The following is a 16184-nucleotide window of genomic DNA, read 5'->3' as shown; positions in this document are numbered from 1 at the left end:
GGTTATCCACAGCTGGCTGGTTACCAGTTGTAGGAAACAGTTCCGAGTAGCGTCCGGCTTTCACCCCAGTAGCAGCGGCCCGCATCGTTGCAGCCGGACACATACTCCTTGTCGAACAGGTTCTTCGCATTCACGTCTACCGACCAGTGCTGGTCAATCTGGTAACCAATGGCGGCATCCACCAACGTCACGCTTCCAGCATCCAGCTTCCCGTATAGAGAAGGCGCGGTGTAAGCGAAAGTGCTGTCGAAGTAGCGCACGCCGCCGCCGACGGACAAGCCCTTGAGCTGGCCATCAAGAAAGCGGTATTTGCCCCAGACCGAAGCCTGATTACGCGGAACACCGGTCATCTGGTGACCTTCCACGAGCGACGTTGCCGAATCCTTGGTAATCCGAGCATCGGTGTAGGTGTAGGCCGCAGTCACGTTCAAATTAGGTGTGAGGTTGCTGTTGACCTCCACTTCCACACCCTTGGCCCGGCTTTCGCCGACCTGGCGGTAGGTATTGGTCGTGGCGTCGAGGTACGTGTCGTCCTGCTTGCGCAAGTCATAGACCGACAACGTCATCGCCGTGTCCCAGCCGATCGGCTCGTACTTGAGGCCTACTTCGTATTGACTGCTGGTGATCGGGTCCAGCGGTGTGCCGGCATTGGAGATCTGCTGTACCGGAACGAACGCGGTCGAGTAGCTGACATATGGCGTCAGGCCATTGTCGAACTGGTACATGATCCCGCCCTGATAGGTGAACTTGCGGTCTTCAGAGCTGATGTTGCCGGCCTTGGCCACCTTGTCGCGAAAATCACTGTCGACCCAGTCCTGCCGCCCGCCGAGCAAGAATAACCAGTGGTCATACTTGCTCTGAAGCTGTGCATAAACACCTTTCATCTGCTGTTCGAGCAACGTGTTTTGCACCGTGAGAGGCGTCAATGGGTCCCTCAGGTACACCGGGTTATACACATTGATCGTGCCTGCAAATCCGGCATTCCAATCCTGGCTGAACGAGGTACGGTCATAGCTGGCACCGAACAGCACGGTATTTTCCAGCCCGCCTACCTGGAATTTGCCTTCCAACTGGTTATCCAGCGAGTAGACCATCGATTTGTTGTAGCGGTCGTAGGCATTCATGTTCAGCTGTGTGCCGAACCCCGCATTATTCAGGTTGCCTGGCCAGGTTTCATGGCGGGTGATTCGCGACTGCATGTAGCGCGAGTTCTGCCGAAACTGCCAGTCATCATTGAAGCTGTGGCTGAACTCGTAGCCGGTGCTCCAGGTTTCCCGTTCGAAGGTGTTCCAATCCGGGTCACCGAGCATGGTGTGCTTGGAGAGCTTTCCGTTGGGGTTGGTCAGTAACGTGCCTGCTGCAGGTAGGCCAAGTTCAAGATTGGTGTGGTCTTTCTGGTAGTTGGCCAGCAGCGTCAGGGTGTTGTAGTCGTCGAAATTGAGGGTCAGGGACGGTGCGATATACAGACGGTCATCGGGAACGTGATCGGTCTGGGTGTCGGACTTCCTGCCGAGCATCACCACCCGTCCAAGGATATTGCCGCTGTCGTCCAAGGGACCGGAGATATCCACACCCACCTGGCGCCGGTTATTAGAACCGTAGGTCAGCTGAACTTCGCCTTGTGGTGTAGCTGTCGGGTGTTTACTCACCAGGTTGACCAGGCCACCGGGTGCGTTTTCGCCGTAGAGCAGGGAAGAAGGGCCACGGAATATCTCCACCCGTTCCAGGCCATAAGGTTCGCTGGTGGTGTCATACCGGTTGCCTTGGACTCGCAAGCCATCGCGCAGCAGGCCGTAGCCATAATCCGTAGCGTTGAAACCGCGAATGAAGAACAAGTCACCGGCCAGCCCGTCGCCCGCAGCGAAGGGAGGGGCAAAGATTCCCGGCACATAGCCCAGCACTTCGGTGAGTGTCTGGGATTTTTGATCCTTGATGCGCTGACCGGTCACCACCGACACCGAGCGCGGGGTTTCCGACAATGGTGTGCTGGTCTTGGTACCGATTCGGCTGTTTTGCGCCTTGTAACCTACGTCCCCGGCAATTTCCTGATTGAACCCAGTCTGTTGATAAGTGCTGACAGTAGTGGGGGCCAGCATGAGCTGTTCCCCGCTCGCAGCCGGCTGCAGCGCGTAGCTGCCGGGGCCTTGAACCGCCGCCTGCAATCCCGAGTTTTGCAGCAATAACGCAAACCCTTGCTCCACCGAGTAGTCACCCTCCAGCCCAGGACTTTGCAGGCGCGCCGTCTGCTGCGGCGAGAATGACAGAATCACATTGGCCTTCGACGCGAATTGGCTCAAGGCATTGTCGAGTGGCCCGGAGGCGATCACGTAATGTTGCACTGGGCTGGCAGCAATGGCCCGAGTGCATAGCAAGGTGCTGGCAGTCGCTGCCGTGGCCAGCAGCAAGCCATACGTGATGCCGTGATGGGAGAGACGCTGGCGAAGTTTTGTAGGAAGGCGCATGTGTGAGTAAGCCCTGAAGGTAGCATCGTGATTACCTGTAGGGCCGCGCCAGGTAAAAAAAAGATAACCCCCGTTGAGAGTATTTTTTCAGTATCAAGCTGTAAGCGTTACGGAGACCCAATAGCGCGTGAAATACTTCACGTGGATCGGCAGCGTGACCTGCAGGTTGGCCAATACGGCGTCGGTGGAATCCAGACGGAAAGTGCCGGACACCCGCAGCCGCGCTGATGCGGCATCGCACTGCATAACGCCCGGCCGATAGCGCGCCAGTTCGTCGATGACATCCCCCAGTCGCGCATCCAGAACGATCAGTTGGCCGTCGACCCATGCGGCTTGGTTCCCGCGATAGATATGGCTGGGGCCTACGTCTTGCGTGCCGAAGTCGACACTCTCACCAGGTCCGAGCACTCGGCTATTGGCCGGCTGGTCGACGGGTTGCACGCTGACCCGGTCTTCCAGCACACCAACCCGCGTCGACCCTTGCAGTTGGCGAACAGTGAACCGCGTACCCAAGGCTTGAACACGACCCTCATGGGTTTCAACATAAAACGGTGTTTGCCGGCCCGACTTTCCGGTGTGGATAAGTACTTCCCCCTCACGCAAACGGACCAGTCGCTGCTGCCCATCGAAAAGTACGTCGATAGCCGTGTTCGTATTGAGGTCAATTTGAGTGCCGTCGGCCAACCCGATTCGCCGTCGTTCGCCGACCTTGGTCCGATAGTCAGCCCAGAGGTTGCCCAGGGATGTGTGTTGTTGAACGTTCCACCCCAAGTACCCGGCGGCACCGAGCATCAGCATCAGCTTGAGCACTTGCCGCCGTTGTTGACTGGCCGAGAGCGCACGACGGGTGAAGTCCTTGGGTAGCGCACCGAGGCCACGTTGCAACTGCTCCATCTGGTTCCAGGCCGCCTGATGGGAGGGATCGCCGTTGAGCCATTGCTGCCAGGCACTTTGTTGCGCGGGTGTCGGTGGCTGCGATTGAAATTGCACGTACCAACTGGCGGCGGCTTCGAACGTCTTGCGATCCGGGGCAGCCATTACATGCCCGCCATGATCAAGGCGCATTCAGTCAGGGCCCGAACCATATGTTTCTTGACGGTGGTCAGCGAGACACGCAACTGATCGGCGATCTGTTGATAAGTCAGGCCTTCGACCTGGGACAGCATGAAAATTCGCCTGGCCCGCTCCCCCAGCCCACACAACGCTTTATCCACAGCAACGAGGGTTTCAATGATGATGGCCTTGTCTTCTTCACTGATTGCGATCGCTTCGGGCCGGTCTGCCAGGGTTTGCAGATAGGCCTGCTCAATGGCGCGGCGACGATAGCGGTCAATCACCAGTCCCCGGGCAACTGTGGCCAGATAGTCCCTGGGCTCGAGGATCTGCGTCGCATTGCGGCCGCCCAGGATCCGCACGAACGTATCGTGTGCCACGTCAGCTGCATCGCAGGCGTTATGCAACTTTCCCTTGAGCCAGCTGTGCAACCACGAATGGTGCTGCTCATAGATGTGTTGGACTGCAACGGTATGCGAGGGAAGGGCCATGAGAGGTGACGAGGCAGGTTAATGATAATAACTATTATTAACTGCCGTGACGCTTTCTCACAATAGGCGTTCCATCAACCCGTTTCACAAATGCAAATGAACTGTTTCCTGCCTGACCGAGGATTTTCGGAGGCATCTGCCTGCCTGAAACTTATCGGGATCCGTATTTTCTGTGGATTAAGCCCTGTGAATAACCGCCCCTGTGCCCAGTTGATAACCAGGCTTGAAACCTGAGTAAAAACCCCTCTGTGGATAACCACCCGTTTAATCCACAGGCTTAAAGCACTTATCCAAGGGCCTCATTGGCACCTAACCACAGACTTTTGAATCTCTGTACATAAGGTAAATAAAGGCCTGTAGAGATTTATCCACAGAAACATGCCTCAGTAGAAATAAACATAAAAACAAAGATTTAATAAATTTCTCTCTTTTAATTTCTATTGTTCGTGATTCATCCACAGCTGGTTAAATTTTGTGCAAAGGGTTCTTTAGGAAGGGCGAAGTCCCTATACTTGCCGACTCGTTCGAAAACCTGATCTCGAACGCTCATTCCTAATTACCTACAGAAGCAGGCACGAGGTGCGTGGTGGATTTCCCTTCCCGTTTTGAAGTGATCGTCATCGGCGGCGGTCATGCCGGTACCGAGGCAGCACTGGCGTCAGCACGCATGGGGGCAAAAACCCTGTTGCTGACGCATAACGTGGAAACCCTCGGCGCCATGAGCTGCAATCCCGCAATTGGCGGGATTGGCAAAAGCCACCTGGTCAAGGAAATCGATGCCCTCGGCGGCGCGATGGCCATGGCCACCGATAAGGGTGGTATTCAATTTCGCGTACTGAACAGTCGCAAAGGCCCGGCCGTACGAGCCACACGTGCTCAAGCCGACCGCATCCTGTACAAGGCCGCTGTCCGCGAAACCCTGGAAAACCAGCCGAACCTGTGGATATTTCAACAGGCAGCCGATGACCTGATCGTCGAACAAGACCAGGTACGCGGTGTTGTCACGCAAATGGGCCTGCGTTTCTTCGCAGAATCCGTGGTGCTGACCACCGGTACCTTCCTCGGCGGACTTATCCACATCGGTATGCAGAACTATTCCGGTGGCCGCGCCGGTGATCCACCGTCAATCGCCTTGGCTCAGCGCCTTCGCGAACTGCCACTGCGTGTTGGTCGCCTGAAAACCGGCACGCCGCCGCGAATTGATGGCCGGTCTGTGGATTTCTCGGTGATGACCGAGCAAGCCGGTGATACACCGATCCCGGTGATGTCGTTCATGGGCTCCAAGGAACAGCATCCGAAACAGGTCAGTTGCTGGATTACCCATACCAACGCTCGCACCCACGAAATCATTGCTGCGAACCTCGACCGTTCGCCGATGTATTCCGGGGTGATCGAAGGTATTGGCCCGCGCTACTGCCCGTCGATCGAAGACAAGATCCACCGCTTTGCCGACAAGGAAAGCCACCAGGTCTTCATCGAGCCGGAAGGTCTGACCACCCATGAGCTGTACCCGAACGGAATTTCCACGTCTCTGCCGTTCGACGTGCAAATCCAGATCGTGCAATCGATTCGCGGTATGGAAAATGCGCACATCGTGCGTCCTGGCTACGCCATCGAGTACGACTACTTCGACCCGCGTGACCTGAAATACAGCCTGGAAACCAAGGTCATCGGCGGTTTGTTCTTTGCAGGGCAAATCAACGGCACCACCGGTTACGAAGAAGCCGGCGCCCAGGGTTTGCTGGCCGGAACCAACGCGGCACTGCGTGCACAGGGCAAAGACAGCTGGTGCCCGCGTCGCGATGAGGCGTACATCGGTGTGTTGGTCGACGACCTGATCACCCTCGGAACCCAGGAACCGTACCGGATGTTTACGTCCCGGGCCGAATACCGCCTGATCCTGCGGGAAGACAACGCCGACCTGCGCTTGACCGAAAAAGGTCGCGAATTGGGCCTGGTCGACGACGTGCGTTGGGCGGCCTTCTGCAAAAAACGCGAAAGTATCGCGTTGGAAGAGCAACGCCTGAAAAGTTCTTGGGTTCGCCCGGGCACCGAGCAAGGCGACGCGATTGCCGAAAAATTCGGCACGCCGCTGACTCACGAATACAACTTGCTGAACCTGCTGTCCCGGCCGGAAATCGACTACGCTGGTCTGATCTCGGTCACCGGCGCTGGCGCAGAAGATCCACAAGTCGCCGAGCAGGTCGAAATCAAGACCAAATACGCCGGTTACATTGACCGCCAGCAGGATGAGATCGCTCGTCTGCGGGCCAGCGAAGACACCAAGCTGCCTGTGGATATCGATTACACAAACATTTCCGGGCTGTCGAAAGAGATCCAAGGCAAGCTGGGGATAACTCGACCGGAGACCCTGGGCCAGGCGTCCCGTGTCCCGGGCGTCACGCCGGCAGCCATTTCGCTGTTGATGATTCATTTGAAAAAACGCGGCGCGGGCCGTCAGTTGGAGCAAAGCGCTTGAGTTCGTTGGTCACCTCGCAACACGCCGAAGAGTTATCCACAGGTGCTCGCCAGCTTGGCGTCAACCTGACCGAAGCCCAGCACGAGTTGCTGCTGGGTTATCTGGCCCTGTTGATCAAATGGAACAAGGCTTACAACCTCACTGCGGTGCGTGACCCGGACGAAATGGTCTCCCGCCATCTGCTCGACAGTCTCAGCGTGATGCCGTTTATCGAAAACGGCCGCTGGCTCGACGTTGGCAGCGGCGGCGGCATGCCCGGCATCCCGCTGGCGATCCTGTTTCCGGAGTCGCAAGTGACCTGCCTGGACAGCAACGGCAAGAAAACCCGCTTCCTGACCCAGGTCAAACTCGAACTCAAGCTGGATAACCTGCAAGTTATCCACAGTCGCGTCGAAGCCTTTACGCCTGAACAGCCTTTCAACGGAATTGTTTCCCGGGCGTTCAGCAGCATGGAGAACTTCAGCAACTGGACCCGCCACCTCGGCGACCGCGATACCCGTTGGCTGGCAATGAAGGGCGTTCATCCAAGCGACGAGCTGTTAGCATTGCCGGCAGACTTCCACCTCGATAGCGAACACGCCTTGGCCGTACCCGGTTGCCAAGGCCAACGCCATCTGCTGATACTGCGCCGCACGGCATGATTGGGAACACAAGCAAGAATGGCTAAGGTATTCGCGATAGCGAACCAGAAAGGTGGCGTGGGCAAAACCACCACCTGCATCAACCTCGCAGCATCCCTGGTCGCTACCAAGCGTCGGGTGCTGTTGATCGATCTCGATCCACAGGGCAACGCCACCATGGGTAGCGGTGTGGATAAACACGGCCTGGAAAACTCGGTCTACGACTTGCTGATTGGCGAGTGCGACCTGGCCCAGGCCATGCACTTCTCCGAGCACGGCGGTTATCAACTGCTGCCGGCCAACCGCGATTTGACCGCGGCGGAAGTGGTGCTGCTGGAAATGCAGATGAAAGAAAGCCGTCTGCGCAGCGCTCTGGCGCCGATTCGCGAGAATTACGACTACATTTTGATCGACTGCCCGCCGTCGCTGTCGATGCTGACGTTGAACGCACTGGTTGCGGCCGACGGGGTGATTATCCCCATGCAGTGCGAGTACTTCGCGCTCGAAGGCTTGAGCGACCTTGTGGATAACATCAAGCGTATCGCCGAGTTGCTCAACCCGAACCTGCAAATCGAAGGCCTGCTGCGGACCATGTATGACCCGCGCCTGAGCCTGATGAACGATGTGTCGGCACAGCTCAAGGAACACTTCGGCGATCAGCTCTACGACACCGTGATTCCACGCAACATCCGCCTGGCCGAAGCGCCAAGCTATGGCATGCCCGCGCTGGCGTACGACAAGTCTTCCCGCGGCGCCATTGCCTATCTGGCGCTGGCCGGCGAGATGGTTCGCCGTCAACGCCGCAATTCACGCACCGCTGCAGCCCAGCCAACTTAAGGAATCCCCATGGCCGTCAAGAAACGAGGTCTCGGACGTGGACTGGATGCACTGCTGAGTGGTCCGACTGTCACTTCGCTTGAAGAACAGGCAGTGCAGGCCGACGAGCGCGAGCTGCAGCACCTGCCGCTGGACCTGATCCAGCGCGGCAAATACCAGCCGCGCCGGGACATGGACCCGCAGGCGCTGGAGGAATTGGCGAATTCGATCAAGGCCCAGGGCGTGATGCAGCCGATCGTGGTGCGCCCGATTGGTGCTGGCCGCTTTGAAATCATCGCCGGCGAGCGCCGCTGGCGCGCCAGCCAGCAGGCCGGCAAGGAAACCATTCCGGCAATGGTGCGCGATGTGCCGGATGAAACCGCCATCGCCATGGCGTTGATCGAGAACATCCAGCGTGAAGACCTCAATCCGATCGAGGAAGCGATCGCCCTGCAGCGTTTGCAGCAGGAATTCAAACTGACTCAGCAGGAAGTCGCGGATGCGGTGGGCAAGTCCCGGGTTACCGTGTCCAACCTGTTGCGCCTGATCGCGCTGCCGGAAGTCATCAAAACCATGCTTTCCCATGGCGACCTGGAAATGGGTCATGCCCGTGCTTTGCTCGGTTTGCCGGAAAATCAACAGGTTGAGGGGGCGCGACACGTTGTCGCACGAGGCCTCACCGTTCGTCAGACCGAGGCCCTGGTTCGCCAGTGGCTCAGTGGCAAACCTGCACCGGTCGAAACCGCCAAACCTGATCCGGATATTGCACGCCTGGAGCAGCGCCTGGCCGAACGCCTAGGCTCTGCGGTGCAAATTCGTCATGGCAAGAAAGGCAAAGGGCAATTGGTCATCGGATATAACTCATTGGATGAGCTTCAGGGCGTCCTTGCCCACATCCGCTGAAACAATTGCTTCTGTAGCGCGCAGTCGGAAATCACTACCCGGCAGTTGAATAGGGGCAGAACCGCCCCTATACTCTGCGCGCATTTTGTCGGCACAAATTATGCCAAGTTATTGATTTCCGGCAGCCGACCATTGAGGAGCAAGAGTGATGGAAACCCGCACGCCAAACACGTTGCCGTTCCATCGCTTGGCCGTTTTCCCGGTTTTAGTGGCTCAATTTGTCATTTTACTGATCGCCTCTTTGGCGCTCTGGTATTGGTATGGAGTCGTAGCCGGATACTCGGGACTCTGCGGAGGCCTGATAGCCTTGCTGCCCAATATGTATTTTGCTCACAGGGCCTTTCGGTTTTCCGGCGCCCGAGCAGCCCAGGCTATCGTCCGGTCTTTTTATGCCGGCGAGGCGGGGAAATTGATTTTGACGGCAGTGCTGTTTGCACTGACCTTTGCAGGTGTGAAGCCATTGGCGCCGCTGGCTGTATTCGGCGTCTTCGTGTTGACCCAACTGGTCAGCTGGTTCGCTCCCCCGCTAATGAAAACAAGACTTTCGAAACCTTAGGGCGTTTGAGGCAACCATGGCAGAAACAACCGCTTCGGGCTATATCCAGCACCACTTGCAGAACTTGACCTTCGGTCAGCTTCCCAACGGCGGCTGGGGCTTTGCCCACTCCGCAGCAGAAGCCAAAGAAATGGGCTTCTGGGCATTCCACCTGGATACTCTGGGCTGGTCTGTCGCATTGGGTCTGATCTTCGTCCTGATTTTCCGCATGGCGGCAAAGAAGGCGACTTCCGGTCAGCCAGGTGCTTTGCAGAACTTCGTTGAAGTATTGGTCGAATTCGTCGATGGCAGCGTGCGGGACAGCTTCCATGGTCGTAGCGCGGTGATTGCACCGTTGGCACTGACCATCTTCGTCTGGGTGTTCCTGATGAACGCCGTCGACCTGATCCCGGTCGACTGGATTCCTCAGCTGGCCATCCTGATCTCCGGCGATCACCACATTCCATTCCGTGCGGTTTCGACCACGGACCCTAACGCCACCCTGGGCATGGCCCTGTCGGTGTTCGCGTTGATCATTTTCTACAGCATCAAGATCAAGGGCATCGGCGGCTTCATCGGCGAACTGACCCTGCACCCGTTCGGCAGCAAGAACATCTTCGTTCAAGCGCTGCTGATCCCGGTGAACTTCCTGCTGGAGTTCGTGACCCTGGTCGCCAAGCCGATTTCCCTGGCCCTGCGACTGTTCGGCAACATGTATGCCGGCGAGCTGGTGTTCATTCTGATCGCTGTGATGTTCGGCAGTGGTCTGCTCTGGCTTAGCGGCCTGGGCATTGTTCTGCAGTGGGCGTGGGCTGTGTTCCACATCCTGATCATCACCCTGCAGGCGTTTATCTTCATGATGCTGACCATCGTCTACCTGTCGATGGCGCACGAAGAGAACCATTAAGACCAGTCTCGACTAGTCTGATGTCCCTCCCGGTCAAACGGGAGGGTAGCCCTGAAGGGCTATGAAACGATTTGTTTTACCGCTTTAAAATCTAAAAAACCTAAACCATACGACGTAAAAGTCGGGAGGAAAGATGGAAACTGTAGTTGGTCTAACCGCTATCGCTGTTGCACTGTTGATCGGCCTGGGCGCCCTGGGTACTGCCATTGGTTTCGGCCTGCTGGGCGGCAAGTTCCTGGAAGGCGCAGCGCGTCAGCCAGAAATGGTTCCAATGCTGCAAGTTAAAATGTTCATCGTCGCCGGCCTGCTCGACGCCGTGACCATGATCGGTGTTGGTATCGCTCTGTTCTTCACCTTCGCGAACCCCTTCGTTGGTCAACTCGCCGGTTAATCACTCGTTTTTTCGAGTGATTGGTGTGTTGTGCAACGAACGAGCGAGGTATTGGCGTGAACATTAATGCAACCATTATTGGTCAGTCCTTAGCGTTCTTGATTTTTGTAGTTTTCTGCATGAAGTTCGTATGGCCTCCGGTCATCGCGGCTTTGCACGAACGTCAGAAGAAGATCGCAGACGGACTGGACGCTGCCGCACGAGCAGCTCGCGACCTGGAGTTGGCCCAAGATAAAGCGGGTCAACAACTGCGCGAAGCGAAAGCTCAGGCAGCTGAAATCATTGAGCAAGCCAAGAAACGCGGTAACCAGATCGTTGAAGAGGCTGTTGAAAAAGCCCGTATCGACGCTGACCGTGTGAAGGTTCAGGCTCAAGCCGAGATCGAGCAGGAACTGAACGGTGTCAAAGATGCGCTGCGTGCCCAACTGGGTGCTCTGGCCGTCGGCGGTGCTGAGAAGATCCTGGGTGCCACAATCGATCAAAACGCGCACGCGGAGCTGGTAAACAAACTGGCTGCTGAAATTTAAGCGAGGGCGATCATGGCAGAATTGACCACGTTGGCCCGACCTTACGCTAAGGCAGCCTTCGAGCACGCCCAGGCCCACCAGCAGCTGGCCTCTTGGTCAGCCATGCTCGGCCTGGCTGCAGCAGTGTCGCAAGACGACACCATGCAGCGCGTGCTCAAGGCCCCGCGACTGACGAGCGCAGACAAGGCCGCCACGTTTATTGACGTGTGCGGCGACAAGTTTGATGTAAAAGTGCAGAACTTCATCCACGTCGTTGCCGAAAACGACCGTCTCCCGCTTCTGCCGGAGATCGCCGCTCTGTTTGACCTGTACAAGGCCGAACAAGAGAAATCGGTAGATGTTGAAGTGACCAGTGCTTTTGCATTGAACCAAGAACAGCAAGACAAACTCGCCAAGGTTCTCAGTGCACGACTCGACCGGGAAGTGCGCCTGCAAGTTGCGGAGGATGCCACCCTGATTGGTGGTGTCATCATTCGCGCCGGCGACCTGGTTATCGATGGCTCGATTCGCGGCAAACTCGCGAATCTTGCCGAAGCATTGAAATCTTGAGTTTGAAGGGGCAGCAGAGCAATGCAGCAACTCAATCCTTCCGAAATAAGTGAAATTATCAAGGGCCGCATCGACAAGCTCGATGTGACCTCCCAAGCCCGTAACGAAGGCACTGTCGTCAGCGTATCTGACGGCATCGTGCGGATTCACGGTCTGGCCGACGTAATGTACGGCGAGATGATCGAGTTTCCGGGCGGCGTCTACGGTATGGCCCTCAACCTGGAGCAAGACTCTGTAGGTGCCGTTGTATTGGGCTCCTACCAGACTCTGGCCGAAGGCATGAGCGCCAAGTGCACAGGCCGCATCCTGGAAGTTCCGGTTGGTAAGGAACTGCTGGGTCGCGTTGTCGACGCACTGGGTAACCCAGTTGACGGCAAAGGTCCGCTGAACAACACCGAGACCGATGCGGTCGAGAAAGTTGCTCCAGGCGTGATCTGGCGTAAGTCGGTAGACCAGCCTGTACAGACTGGCTACAAGGCTGTCGATGCCATGATTCCTGTCGGCCGTGGCCAGCGTGAGCTGATCATCGGTGACCGTCAGATCGGTAAAACCGCTCTGGCGATCGACGCGATCATCAACCAGAAAGACAGCGGGATTTTCTGCGTCTACGTAGCCATCGGTCAGAAACAATCGACCATCGCCAACGTGGTTCGCAAGCTGGAAGAAAACGGCGCCCTGGCTAACACCATCGTCGTGGCCGCCAGTGCTTCGGAATCCGCTGCACTTCAGTTCCTGGCACCGTACTCCGGTTGCACCATGGGCGAATACTTCCGCGACCGCGGTGAAGACGCGCTGATCGTTTATGACGATCTGTCCAAGCAAGCAGTGGCTTACCGCCAGATTTCCCTGCTGCTGCGCCGTCCACCAGGCCGTGAAGCTTACCCAGGCGACGTGTTCTATCTCCACTCCCGTCTGCTGGAGCGCGCATCCCGCGTTTCGGAAGAATACGTAGAGAAGTTCACCAACGGCGCAGTGACCGGCAAAACCGGTTCCCTGACCGCACTGCCGATCATCGAAACCCAGGCTGGCGACGTTTCCGCGTTCGTTCCGACCAACGTGATTTCCATCACCGACGGTCAGATCTTCCTGGAATCGGCCATGTTCAACTCCGGGATCCGTCCTGCAGTGAACGCCGGTGTTTCGGTATCCCGTGTGGGTGGTGCCGCTCAGACCAAGATCATCAAGAAGCTCTCCGGTGGTATCCGTACCGCTCTGGCTCAGTACCGTGAACTGGCGGCATTCGCCCAGTTCGCTTCTGACCTGGACGAAGCGACCCGTAAGCAACTTGAGCATGGTCAGCGCGTTACCGAGCTGATGAAGCAGAAGCAATACGCACCAATGTCGATCGCTGACATGGCGCTGTCGCTGTATGCCGCTGAGCGTGGGTTCCTGACCGACGTTGAAATCACCAAGGTCGGCAGCTTCGAACAAGCGCTGATTGCTTACTTCAACCGCGATCACGCCGAATTGATGGCGAAGATCAACGTGAAGGGTGACTTCAATGACGACATCGACGCTGGCATCAAAGCCGGTATCGAGAAGTTCAAGGCCACCCAAACCTGGTAAGCCGCAGCGGGGGCCGCGAGGCTCCCGCTTGCTAACCTGATAGGTGTTACATGGCAGGCGCAAAAGAGATTCGCAGTAAGATTGCGAGCATCAAAAGCACGCAAAAGATCACCAGCGCCATGGAAAAAGTGGCGGTCAGCAAAATGCGCAAGGCACAAATGCGCATGGCTGCTAGCCGTCCCTACGCGGAGCGTATCCGCCAGGTTATTGGTCATCTGGCTAACGCCAACCCGGAATATCGCCACCCGTTCATGATCGATCGCGAAGTAAAGCGCGTCGGTTATGTCGTGGTGAGCAGTGACCGTGGTTTGTGCGGTGGTTTGAATACCAACCTGTTCAAGGCCCTGGTCAAGGACATGGCGGTAAACCGCGAAAAAGGCGTCGAGATCGATCTGTGTGTGGTCGGTAGCAAGGGTGCGGCCTTTTTCCGCAACTTCGGCGGTAACGTCGTTGCAGCTATCAGCCACCTGGGTGAAGAACCGTCGATCAATGATTTGATCGGCAGCGTCAAGGTGATGCTGGATGCATACCTGGAAGGCCGGATTGACCGCCTCTCCGTGGTATCCAACAAGTTCATCAACACCATGACGCAACAGCCTACCGTGGAGCAGTTGATTCCATTGGTGGCCGCCCCGGAACAAGAACTCAAGCACCACTGGGACTACCTCTACGAACCAGACGCCAAAGAGCTGCTTGACGGCTTGATGGTGCGCTACGTGGAGTCGCAGGTGTACCAGGCGGTGGTCGAGAACAACGCGGCTGAACAAGCTGCGCGGATGATCGCGATGAAGAACGCTACCGACAACGCCGGTGATTTGATCAGCGATTTGCAGCTGATCTACAACAAGGCGCGTCAGGCTGCGATCACCCAAGAGATCTCGGAAATCGTCGGCGGCGCTGCCGCGGTTTAACGGTTCAAATATTCAGAGGATCCAGCTATGAGTAGCGGACGTATCGTTCAAATCATCGGCGCCGTTATCGACGTGGAATTCCCACGCGACAGCGTACCGAGCATCTACAACGCTTTGAAAGTCAAAAGCGATGCAGGCACCACCCTGGAAGTTCAGCAGCAGCTGGGCGACGGTGTGGTTCGTACCATTGCAATGGGTTCCACCGAAGGCTTGAAGCGCGGTCTGGAAGTCACTGACTCTGGCGCAGCCATCTCCGTACCGGTCGGTAAAGCGACCCTGGGCCGGATCATGGACGTCCTCGGTAACCCGATCGACGAAGCCGGTCCAATCGACACCGAAGAGCGCTGGGGCATTCACCGTCCTGCGCCTTCCTTCGCGGAACAAGCGGGCGGCAACGACCTGCTGGAAACCGGCATCAAGGTTATCGACCTGGTTTGCCCGTTCGCCAAGGGCGGTAAAGTCGGTCTGTTCGGTGGTGCCGGTGTAGGCAAAACCGTAAACATGATGGAACTGATCCGTAACATCGCCATCGAGCACAGCGGTTATTCCGTGTTCGCCGGTGTGGGTGAGCGTACTCGTGAGGGTAACGACTTCTACCACGAGATGAAGGATTCCAACGTTCTGGACAAAGTGGCACTGGTTTACGGTCAGATGAACGAGCCGCCGGGTAACCGTCTGCGCGTAGCACTGACCGGCCTGACCATGGCCGAGAAGTTCCGTGACGAAGGTAACGACGTTCTGCTGTTCGTCGACAACATCTACCGTTACACCCTGGCCGGTACTGAAGTATCCGCACTGCTGGGCCGTATGCCTTCCGCAGTAGGTTACCAGCCGACCCTGGCCGAAGAGATGGGTACTCTGCAAGAGCGTATCACTTCGACCAAAAACGGTTCGATCACCTCGATCCAAGCGGTATACGTACCTGCGGATGACTTGACTGACCCGTCGCCAGCGACCACGTTCGCCCACTTGGACGCCACCGTCGTACTGTCCCGTGACATCGCCTCCCTGGGTATCTACCCAGCGGTCGATCCACTGGACTCGACTTCGCGCCAGCTGGACCCGAACGTCATCGGCCAGGAACACTACGACACCGCTCGCGGCGTCCAGTACGTTCTGCAGCGTTACAAAGAACTGAAGGACATCATTGCGATCCTGGGTATGGACGAGCTGTCGGAAACCGACAAGCAGTTGGTATCCCGCGCTCGTAAGATCCAGCGCTTCTTGTCGCAGCCGTTCTTCGTGGCTGAAGTCTTCACCGGTGCCTCGGGTAAATACGTTTCCCTGAAAGACACCATTGCTGGCTTCAAAGGCATCCTCAACGGTGACTACGACCACCTGCCAGAACAAGCGTTCTACATGGTCGGCGGCATCGAAGAAGCGATCGAGAAAGCCAAGAAACTGTAATTCCGGCGCCCGGTAACGGGCGCTAATCAGGTTGAGGCAAGCAGATGGCTATGACATTCCATTGCGATATCGTCAGCGCGGAAGGGGAAATCTTCTCCGGTCAGATCGAGAGTGTGATTGCACACGGCGAACTGGGCGACCTGGGTATTAACTTTGGCCACGCGCCATTGATTACATCCTTGAAGCCTGGTCCGATCACTCTGACCAAGCTGGGCGGGGAACGGGAGGTGTTTTACATCTCCGGTGGTTTCCTCGAGGTTCAGCCGAACATGGTCAAGGTACTTGCCGACACCGTGCAACGTGCTGCCGACCTGGATGAAGCCTCCGCTCAGGAAGCCGTCAAGGCTGCCGAGAAGGCCCTGAACGAAAAAGGCGCAGATTTCGACTACGGTTCTGCTGCTGCACGTCTGGCCGAGGCCGCAGCTCAGCTGCGCACCGTCCAGCAGATCCGCAAGAAGTTTGGCGGCTAAGCCGTCAAGCCTCATGCGTGATTGATTAAAAAGGGTAGCCTCGGCTACCCTTTTTCTTTTTTTGCAAAACACTTCTTTGGTCTGAAGTCTGACCGCC

The 16184-nt window shown here is 57.0% G+C and carries 16 protein-coding genes; 13 read left to right on the top strand and 3 right to left on the bottom strand.

The features are described from left to right. Positions 1-20: 20 nt before the first annotated feature. The 3 genes from HX815_RS09330 to HX815_RS09320 form a co-directional block, all read right to left on the bottom strand. The gene (locus HX815_RS09330; RefSeq protein ID WP_177028105.1) at positions 21-2462 is read right to left on the bottom strand and encodes a TonB-dependent siderophore receptor; all 2442 of its coding nucleotides are present in this window, start codon (positions 2460-2462) and stop codon (positions 21-23) included. A 93-nt stretch (positions 2463-2555) separates the two neighbouring features. Then, a complete protein-coding gene (locus HX815_RS09325; protein WP_177020335.1) occupies positions 2556-3500 on the bottom strand; it encodes a FecR domain-containing protein in 945 nt (314 codons plus the stop codon). After that, complete coding sequence (locus HX815_RS09320) at positions 3500-4006, bottom strand: sigma-70 family RNA polymerase sigma factor (RefSeq protein ID WP_008439546.1); 507 nt, start codon at positions 4004-4006, stop codon at positions 3500-3502. Before HX815_RS09320 ends, HX815_RS09325 begins: the two co-directional genes overlap by 1 nt. A gap of 586 nt (positions 4007-4592) precedes the next feature. On the opposite strand from HX815_RS09320, the gene mnmG reads away from it, so the two are divergent. From mnmG to HX815_RS09255, 13 genes are all read left to right on the top strand, one after another. Beyond that, the gene (gene mnmG / locus HX815_RS09315; RefSeq protein WP_177028104.1) at positions 4593-6485 is read left to right on the top strand and encodes a tRNA uridine-5-carboxymethylaminomethyl(34) synthesis enzyme MnmG; all 1893 of its coding nucleotides are present in this window, start codon (positions 4593-4595) and stop codon (positions 6483-6485) included. After that, complete coding sequence (gene rsmG / locus HX815_RS09310; protein ID WP_003213561.1) at positions 6482-7126, top strand: 16S rRNA (guanine(527)-N(7))-methyltransferase RsmG; 645 nt, start codon at positions 6482-6484, stop codon at positions 7124-7126. Before mnmG ends, rsmG begins: the two co-directional genes overlap by 4 nt. Before the next feature lie 18 nt (positions 7127-7144). Next, positions 7145-7942 carry a ParA family protein gene (locus HX815_RS09305; protein WP_003213559.1) on the top strand — a complete coding sequence of 266 codons (798 nt, stop codon included), beginning with the start codon at positions 7145-7147 and terminating at the stop codon, positions 7940-7942. Positions 7943-7951: 9 nt separating this feature from the next. Continuing rightward, positions 7952-8824 carry a ParB/RepB/Spo0J family partition protein gene (locus HX815_RS09300; protein WP_063033750.1) on the top strand — a complete coding sequence of 291 codons (873 nt, stop codon included), beginning with the start codon at positions 7952-7954 and terminating at the stop codon, positions 8822-8824. Between the two features lie 148 nt (positions 8825-8972). After that, complete coding sequence (locus HX815_RS09295; protein WP_177028103.1) at positions 8973-9380, top strand: F0F1 ATP synthase subunit I; 408 nt, start codon at positions 8973-8975, stop codon at positions 9378-9380. Positions 9381-9396: 16 nt separating this feature from the next. Then, a complete protein-coding gene (gene atpB, locus HX815_RS09290) occupies positions 9397-10266 on the top strand; it encodes a F0F1 ATP synthase subunit A (protein ID WP_003213554.1) in 870 nt (289 codons plus the stop codon). 133 nt (positions 10267-10399) lie between these two features. Further along, the gene (gene atpE, locus HX815_RS09285; protein ID WP_002555987.1) at positions 10400-10657 is read left to right on the top strand and encodes a F0F1 ATP synthase subunit C; all 258 of its coding nucleotides are present in this window, start codon (positions 10400-10402) and stop codon (positions 10655-10657) included. A gap of 56 nt (positions 10658-10713) precedes the next feature. Continuing rightward, complete coding sequence (locus tag HX815_RS09280) at positions 10714-11184, top strand: F0F1 ATP synthase subunit B (protein ID WP_008439543.1); 471 nt, start codon at positions 10714-10716, stop codon at positions 11182-11184. A gap of 12 nt (positions 11185-11196) precedes the next feature. Then, positions 11197-11733, top strand: coding sequence for a F0F1 ATP synthase subunit delta (locus HX815_RS09275; RefSeq protein ID WP_003213551.1), 537 nt, complete (start codon positions 11197-11199; stop codon positions 11731-11733). A 21-nt stretch (positions 11734-11754) separates the two neighbouring features. Then, positions 11755-13299 (top strand): F0F1 ATP synthase subunit alpha, encoded by a 1545-nt coding sequence (atpA, locus tag HX815_RS09270; protein ID WP_003213549.1) that lies wholly within the window; start codon positions 11755-11757, stop codon positions 13297-13299. Positions 13300-13349: 50 nt separating this feature from the next. Then, the gene (atpG, locus tag HX815_RS09265; protein ID WP_003213547.1) at positions 13350-14210 is read left to right on the top strand and encodes a F0F1 ATP synthase subunit gamma; all 861 of its coding nucleotides are present in this window, start codon (positions 13350-13352) and stop codon (positions 14208-14210) included. 27 nt (positions 14211-14237) lie between these two features. Then, positions 14238-15617 (top strand): F0F1 ATP synthase subunit beta, encoded by a 1380-nt coding sequence (gene atpD, locus HX815_RS09260; RefSeq protein ID WP_003213545.1) that lies wholly within the window; start codon positions 14238-14240, stop codon positions 15615-15617. 44 nt (positions 15618-15661) lie between these two features. Continuing rightward, positions 15662-16087 (top strand): F0F1 ATP synthase subunit epsilon, encoded by a 426-nt coding sequence (locus HX815_RS09255; protein ID WP_008439541.1) that lies wholly within the window; start codon positions 15662-15664, stop codon positions 16085-16087. Positions 16088-16184: the final 97 nt, after the last annotated feature.

The organism is Pseudomonas sp. E6002 (assembly GCF_013385565.1).
Taxonomy (GTDB): domain Bacteria; phylum Pseudomonadota; class Gammaproteobacteria; order Pseudomonadales; family Pseudomonadaceae; genus Aquipseudomonas.
The sequence above is the reverse complement of the archived record's forward strand: the minus strand, read 5'-3'. Positions and strand labels throughout refer to the sequence as shown.